Source organism: Vibrio caribbeanicus ATCC BAA-2122, from assembly GCF_000165125.1.
Classification (GTDB): domain Bacteria; phylum Pseudomonadota; class Gammaproteobacteria; order Enterobacterales; family Vibrionaceae; genus Vibrio; species Vibrio caribbeanicus.
In genome coordinates this window covers 38,221-44,560 of sequence record NZ_AEIU01000061.1, presented here as the reverse complement: position 1 = coordinate 44,560, position 6,340 = coordinate 38,221, and the positions used below count along the sequence as shown (strand labels likewise).

Below are 6,340 nucleotides of genomic sequence, written 5' to 3'. Positions count from 1 at the left end.
TTTTAAGTTCAATTCGATATTTTTCTGTCACGCCCTTATAAAGAACTGGATTAAACAAATATACTCAGGCGATCTCTTTATCGAAACGGAGAGTCCAATTAGGTATGATAATGTTACTTTCTGCCTATTTGCTTTTCATAAAGGTTTTTTTGCATGGGAATATCTCGTCGTCAGTTTATTAAGTCAGGGCTTGCTGTTTCTGCTTTATCTGTGTTACCAGCGTGTACACTGACTCGTTTACAGTCTGAACGTGGTAAGTTTGACTATCAGCTCACTGCGGAGCCTGGTTCGGCTCAACTCGTCAAAGGCTATCAGACCAATATTTTGGGCTTTAACGGTCAGATCCCAGCACCTATTATTCGTTGTAGGCAAGGTGAAGAAGTTACGATTCGGTTTACCAACAAACTTGATGAACCCACTACGATACATTGGCATGGTCTTCGAATCCCAGTTGAGATGGATGGGGTGCCTTTTTTAAGTCAAAAGCCGATTATGCCAGGAGAAACCTTCATTTACCGCTTTACTCCTCCTGACGCTGGTACCTTTTGGTATCACCCGCATATGAATAGTGTTAAACAACTCGGAATGGGGCTCGTCGGTCTTTTTATCGTTGAAGAGAGTACTCCCATACATTTCGATCGTGAATACCCCCTGATGTTAAAACACTGGCACATCGACACTCAAGGACAATGGAAAGACTTAATGATTCCAAGACTAAGTGCGCGTATGGGAACCCCTGGTGAATGGAGTAGTGTCAATGGTGTCCATGAGCCAACCTACGGCCTACGTGAGAATGAAACGGTGAGGTTGAGAATCGCTAATGTTGATAACACGATCACTTACCCTATTGCTATTGAAGGAGTCCAAGCATGGGTCGTGGCTATCGATGGAAACCCTATCGAGCAACCTTACCTGCTTGAGCGTCACAAAATAGGCCCAGGTATGCGTCTAGATTTGGCGTTTGTTGCACCAAAAGCGGGACAACGAGTGTCGGTGCGTCAAATGAAAGGACGTTTCCCGTTTCCTTTGTGTGATTTCACAGTTTCTGAAGCTCTTGTTGACGTTCCAGCACAGATCCCTAAATTACCTATTAATCCTGTACCAAGTCTTGATCTACAGAATGCAGAGCAGATTGATTTTGTTTTTGAATGGGAAGGTGCAGTGACACCGGTCGATAATTCAGGCAAAGCAATGCCGAATTTTTGGTTGATGAATAAACGAGCTTGGGAAGGGATGATGGGAGGAAATATTCCTGAGCCTCTTGCAACCTTGACTCTCGGCAAAACCTACATCTTCAATCTAAGAAATGTCACTCAATACCACCATCCAATTCATTTGCACGGGCACACGTTTACTGTTTTGGAATTAGACGGGGAAAAACTTAAGATACCATTTCATACGGATACCGTACTGCTTGGGAAAAATGGCAGCGCTAAGGCAGCTTTTGTTGCAGATAACCCTGGACGTTGGATGTACCATTGTCATGTTATTGAGCATATGAAAACGGGTTTAATGGGATATATTGAGGTTAAGTGACTCCTGTAACTTTTGCAAAATATCCTCGAACTCTTAGATTGCTATCCAAGATTTGAGCCATTATTAGGTTAAACTGATGCCTTTAGACTTAAGGAAAACGTGATGGGACAATTCTCCATACTGAGCTTTATTGCGATTGGTGGCGCACTTGGGGCTTGCGCTCGATATTTGATATCCGAGCTATGTATCACCCTCTTCGGACGAGGCTTTCCTTATGGTACTCTCGCAGTCAATGTGGTGGGCTCGTTTATCATGGGGTTGCTTATCGCAGCTTTCGAGAGTGAGTTGTTGGCGAGTGAACCATGGAGGCATGTGATTGGGTTGGGTTTTCTTGGAGCTCTGACAACGTTTTCAACCTTTTCCATGGACAATGTTCTTTTGATGCAACAGGGGGCTTTTTTCAAGGTTGGGTTAAATATCGCATTAAACGTTATTCTCAGTATTTCAACTGCGTGGTTGGGTTTTCAACTCCTGACAAAAGGCTAGCCCTAATACCTCTCAATTTATAAACTTACGCTTGGTTTCCGTTTGAGGTTTTTATATACTCGTTCTACTTGTCGGAGTGCCGTTGTGCTGAGACCGTTTATTCGGGATCCGTTGAACCTGATCAGATTAATATCTGCGAAGGGAACAAGAGAGGAAAATGACACCATAAATTAATGGTTTGTCTACGACACTACTGATTTTTTGGCATCTTTTACAAAAGAGATTTGTCCGTTTCTTTTCCTCTTGTGCATTTTTCCGTCAAGCATTTTTATTACGCACTAATAAAGCAAGGAAAAATGCTATGTCGAGTCGCAAACAAACCAGATTGCAAGCTAAGCAATTTATTGACAATCTATCCGTCCAACCTTATCCCAACTCTCAGAAAGTCTATATCCAAGGCTCTCGGTCTGACATTCAGGTACCAATGCGCGAAATATCGCTTGCCGATAGTCTTATCGGAGGAACAAAGGATGCTCCGATATTCGAGCCGAATGAGCCGGTACGTGTTTATGATACCTCTGGCGTCTATACCGACCCAAACTATTCAATCGATCTCCACAATGGTCTACCTAAACTCAGAGAAAACTGGATTGAGCAGCGTGCTGATACTGAGTTACTTGATAATGTTAGCTCAGAGTTCACCAAACAGCGCTTGGAAGATGAAACACTCAATGATCTTCGTTATGGAAATTTGCCCCGCATTAGACGTGCTAAACAAGGTCAATGCGTCACGCAATTGCATTATGCCCGCAAAGGAATCATTACTCCTGAGATGGAATTTATTGCTCTTAGAGAGAATATGGGCCGTGCTCAATATCGAGATAAAACTCTAAATCAACAACATACGGGTCAGAGCTTTGGGGCAAATCTCCCCAAAGAAATCTCAGCAGAGTTTGTTCGTCAGGAAGTTGCTCAGGGACGTGCGATCATCCCTTCTAATATCAATCACCCCGAATCAGAGCCCATGATCATTGGGCGAAATTTCCTAGTGAAAGTTAATGCCAATATTGGTAATTCCTCGGTGAGCTCTTCCATTGAAGAAGAAGTCGAAAAGCTAGTTTGGGCTACAAGGTGGGGAGGGGACACGGTTATGGATCTCTCAACCGGTAGAAATATACATGAAACTCGAGAGTGGATATTGCGTAATAGTCCGGTACCTATAGGTACTGTTCCTATGTATCAAGCTCTAGAAAAGGTCAATGGTGTCGCAGAAAATCTGAGTTGGGAGGTAATGCGTGATACGTTAATCGAGCAAGCAGAGCAGGGAGTTGACTATTTTACAATTCACGCTGGGCTGCTTCTTCGTTACGTACCGATGACTGCAAAAAGGGTGACAGGCATTGTTTCTCGAGGAGGATCTATCATTGCCAAATGGTGCCTTGCCCATCATCAAGAAAGCTTTCTTTACACTAACTTTCGAGAAATTTGTCAGATTTGTGCCCGTTATGATGTGTCCTTGTCTTTGGGTGATGGACTGCGCCCTGGATCCATTGCCGATGCCAATGATGAAGCTCAATTTGCGGAGCTGCGTACACTTGGTGAACTTACAAAAATTGCCTGGGAGTATGACGTTCAAGTGATAATTGAAGGGCCGGGGCATGTTCCTATGCATATGATAAAAGAGAACATGGATCAGCAACTCGAGCATTGTCATGAAGCGCCGTTTTACACGCTTGGTCCTTTGACAACCGATATTGCACCCGGCTATGACCATATTACTTCAGGAATCGGGGCTGCCATGATCGGATGGTATGGATGTGCGATGCTTTGCTATGTGACGCCTAAAGAACATTTGGGATTGCCGAACAAAGAGGACGTCAAAGTTGGTTTAATTACTTACAAACTTGCTGCTCATGCCGCGGATCTTGCTAAGGGACATCCCGGGGCACAGGTTCGTGATAATGCTTTATCTAAAGCTCGCTTCGAATTTCGTTGGGAAGACCAGTTTAATCTCGCTCTCGATCCTGAGACCGCTCGAGCATTCCATGACGAAACACTACCGCAAGAGTCTGGAAAAGTCGCTCACTTCTGCTCAATGTGCGGGCCTAAGTTTTGTTCAATGAAGATCTCCCAGGAAGTTCGAGAGTATGCGAAAAATACTCGTCAAGTTGCCGCTGATCAGGCTATTTCAGTCACTCTTCTTGATGATCCTCTTGAGGGCATGAGGATAAAGTCTCAGGAGTTTCGTGCTACTGGCTCTGAGCTTTATCATCCTGTTGTAGATGTCAAAGAGGTTTGAGCATGATTGTAATATCGTTGCCCCAAACGGCTATGAGTCTCAAACCACAGATAATGAGCTGTCTCGAATGCGCTTTTTCTTATGGATTGCAATCCGACAATATCCATATTGAAGTTAATCGGTCCGAGTGGATTACCATCAAAACCCTTGAGCGTGAGATTAAAATCGTTAGTGATTTGTTTACAAGTATCCAATCCAATACTAAATGCGATTTTAAACTTAATTATCATAATGATAGCAATGGGCCTGAGGAGATTTCTCACATCAATATTTATATTGGGGTCAAGTCCTCTTCACCAGAAGGTATCCATTATCAAGATGTGTGGTGTCAATCGATGGATGATGGTGGAGAAGGAGTGACTTACTCGTACATGCCTATCAACGACAAAGCTAATCAGCAGCATTGTGCCTGGTTCATCTCTCTGATTTCACTAGGTTTTTGCTTTAAGGATTCGCTTGTTGTCACTCGTGCAGCACTCTGCGATGTTTCACGTGAAACACTTGCTCATGAAAAAAACAATATGCCTGATTGGCCCACTAACTATTTGGATTTTCCAAAGCTAATAGGAAATCGACGTCGGTTAAGTGAGGATTCTTTCGAGCAATATAACCATCACTGCTTCCCGCAGATTCCTAAAACTAGTTTCAGTCTATATCCAGTTGTTGATGATATTTTATGGATAAGAAAATTGTTACCACTCGGGATCAAGATCATCCAGTTAAGAATCAAGGACGGCAATAAACGGGATCTGGAGCAGCAGATCATAGAGGCCATTGAATTAGGACGTGAATACAATGCGATGGTGTTTATTAACGATCATTGGCAATTGGCCATTGAACATGGCGCCTTTGGAGTCCATTTGGGCCAAGAGGATATAGAACAAGTCGATTTAGATAGACTTATCGCATCGGGTATTCATTTGGGAATATCATCACACGGCTATTATGAAGTACTGCGTGCTCAGTCTTATCAACCAAGTTATGTTGCGCTTGGTCATATTTTTGCCACGACAACCAAAGAGATGCCCTCTCAACCCCAAGGTTTAAGCAAGTTAAAACTTTACCAAAATCTGATTGACTCAATGGAATTGGCCTCTACTCATGAAATGAGTATTCCAACTGTAGCAATTGGTGGTATTGATCTTGGTAATGTTTCAGATGTGATGAAATGCGGTGTGACCTGTGTTGCAGTCGTAAGAGCGCTTACCTTGTCAGAATCGCTAGAAGATGACCTTGAGAAATTTCAATCTTTCTCTCCAATTGAGCGTCAAGAGCAATCCTCAAAAATAGGAGACTACGATGTTATCAGATAATCAGTTTGTCCGGTTTCAGCGTCAAATATGCCTCGAAGAGATTGGGGAGGGAGGACAAAAAAAACTTAAAGACTCGACAGTTTTAATTATTGGTTGTGGTGGCTTAGGTTGTGCTGCGAGTCTTTATTTAGCATCAGCAGGTATTGGGAAGTTAGTCTTAGTTGATGATGACTTAATCGAAATCAGCAATTTACACAGGCAGATTGCCTATTTGGATAGTGATCAAGGAGTATCAAAAGTTGATGCTTTGTCTAAACGGTTGTCGGCGATAAATCCTCAAATTGATATTCGATTGGTGAAAAAGCGCATGAGTGAGGAACAAATGCAGCTTGAAACTATGATGGCGGATATCGTTTTAGATTGTTGCGATAATATGCCAAGTCGACAACAGATTAATCGAGTCTGCCACAAGCAGAATAAAACCTTGATATCAGCTTCTGCGATTGGTTGGCAAGGGCAATTTTCGGTGTTTGACTTCTCTGAGATTTCCACAGTTGGCGGGTGTTTCCACTGTTTGTTTCCATTTGACAATATCGAGAGTGAGAAGCGATGCGTTGACTCGGGTGTAATGGGCCCTGTGGTTGGCATACTCGGAAATTATCAAGCGTTGGCAGCGATTCAAAAGCTCTCTATGAATAAAGTATATTTTGATTCCAATCAGCTCCATCTTTTTGATGGACTAAATTTACGTTGGCAAAGTTTTTCCCGTTCAAAAGTGAATCATTGTTTGGTTTGTGGTGTTACTTCAAATGAAGTTAGGGGGTAA

At 42.8% G+C, this 6,340-nt stretch carries 5 protein-coding genes and 1 riboswitch; all 5 genes read left to right on the top strand.

Features of this window, described 5'->3' with window-relative positions:
* Positions 1-153: 153 nt before the first annotated feature.
* Entirely contained in the window at positions 154-1,536 is a 1,383-nt protein-coding gene (locus RH40_RS07080; RefSeq protein ID WP_009600748.1) for a multicopper oxidase family protein, read from the top strand.
* Positions 1,537-1,638: 102 nt separating this feature from the next.
* The gene (gene crcB, locus RH40_RS07075) at positions 1,639-2,022 is read left to right on the top strand and encodes a fluoride efflux transporter CrcB (RefSeq protein WP_009600747.1); all 384 of its coding nucleotides are present in this window, start codon (positions 1,639-1,641) and stop codon (positions 2,020-2,022) included.
* Positions 2,023-2,084: 62 nt separating this feature from the next.
* Positions 2,085-2,183: riboswitch (TPP riboswitch) on the top strand.
* A gap of 140 nt (positions 2,184-2,323) precedes the next feature.
* On the top strand, positions 2,324-4,261 hold the full coding sequence (thiC, locus tag RH40_RS07070; RefSeq protein ID WP_009600746.1) for a phosphomethylpyrimidine synthase ThiC: 1,938 nt from the start codon (positions 2,324-2,326) through the stop codon (positions 4,259-4,261).
* A 2-nt stretch (positions 4,262-4,263) separates the two neighbouring features.
* On the top strand, positions 4,264-5,574 hold the full coding sequence (gene thiE / locus RH40_RS07065; protein ID WP_009600745.1) for a thiamine phosphate synthase: 1,311 nt from the start codon (positions 4,264-4,266) through the stop codon (positions 5,572-5,574).
* On the top strand, positions 5,561-6,340 hold the full coding sequence (locus tag RH40_RS07060) for a HesA/MoeB/ThiF family protein (RefSeq protein ID WP_009600744.1): 780 nt from the start codon (positions 5,561-5,563) through the stop codon (positions 6,338-6,340). The genes thiE and RH40_RS07060 overlap by 14 nt, the downstream gene beginning before the upstream one ends.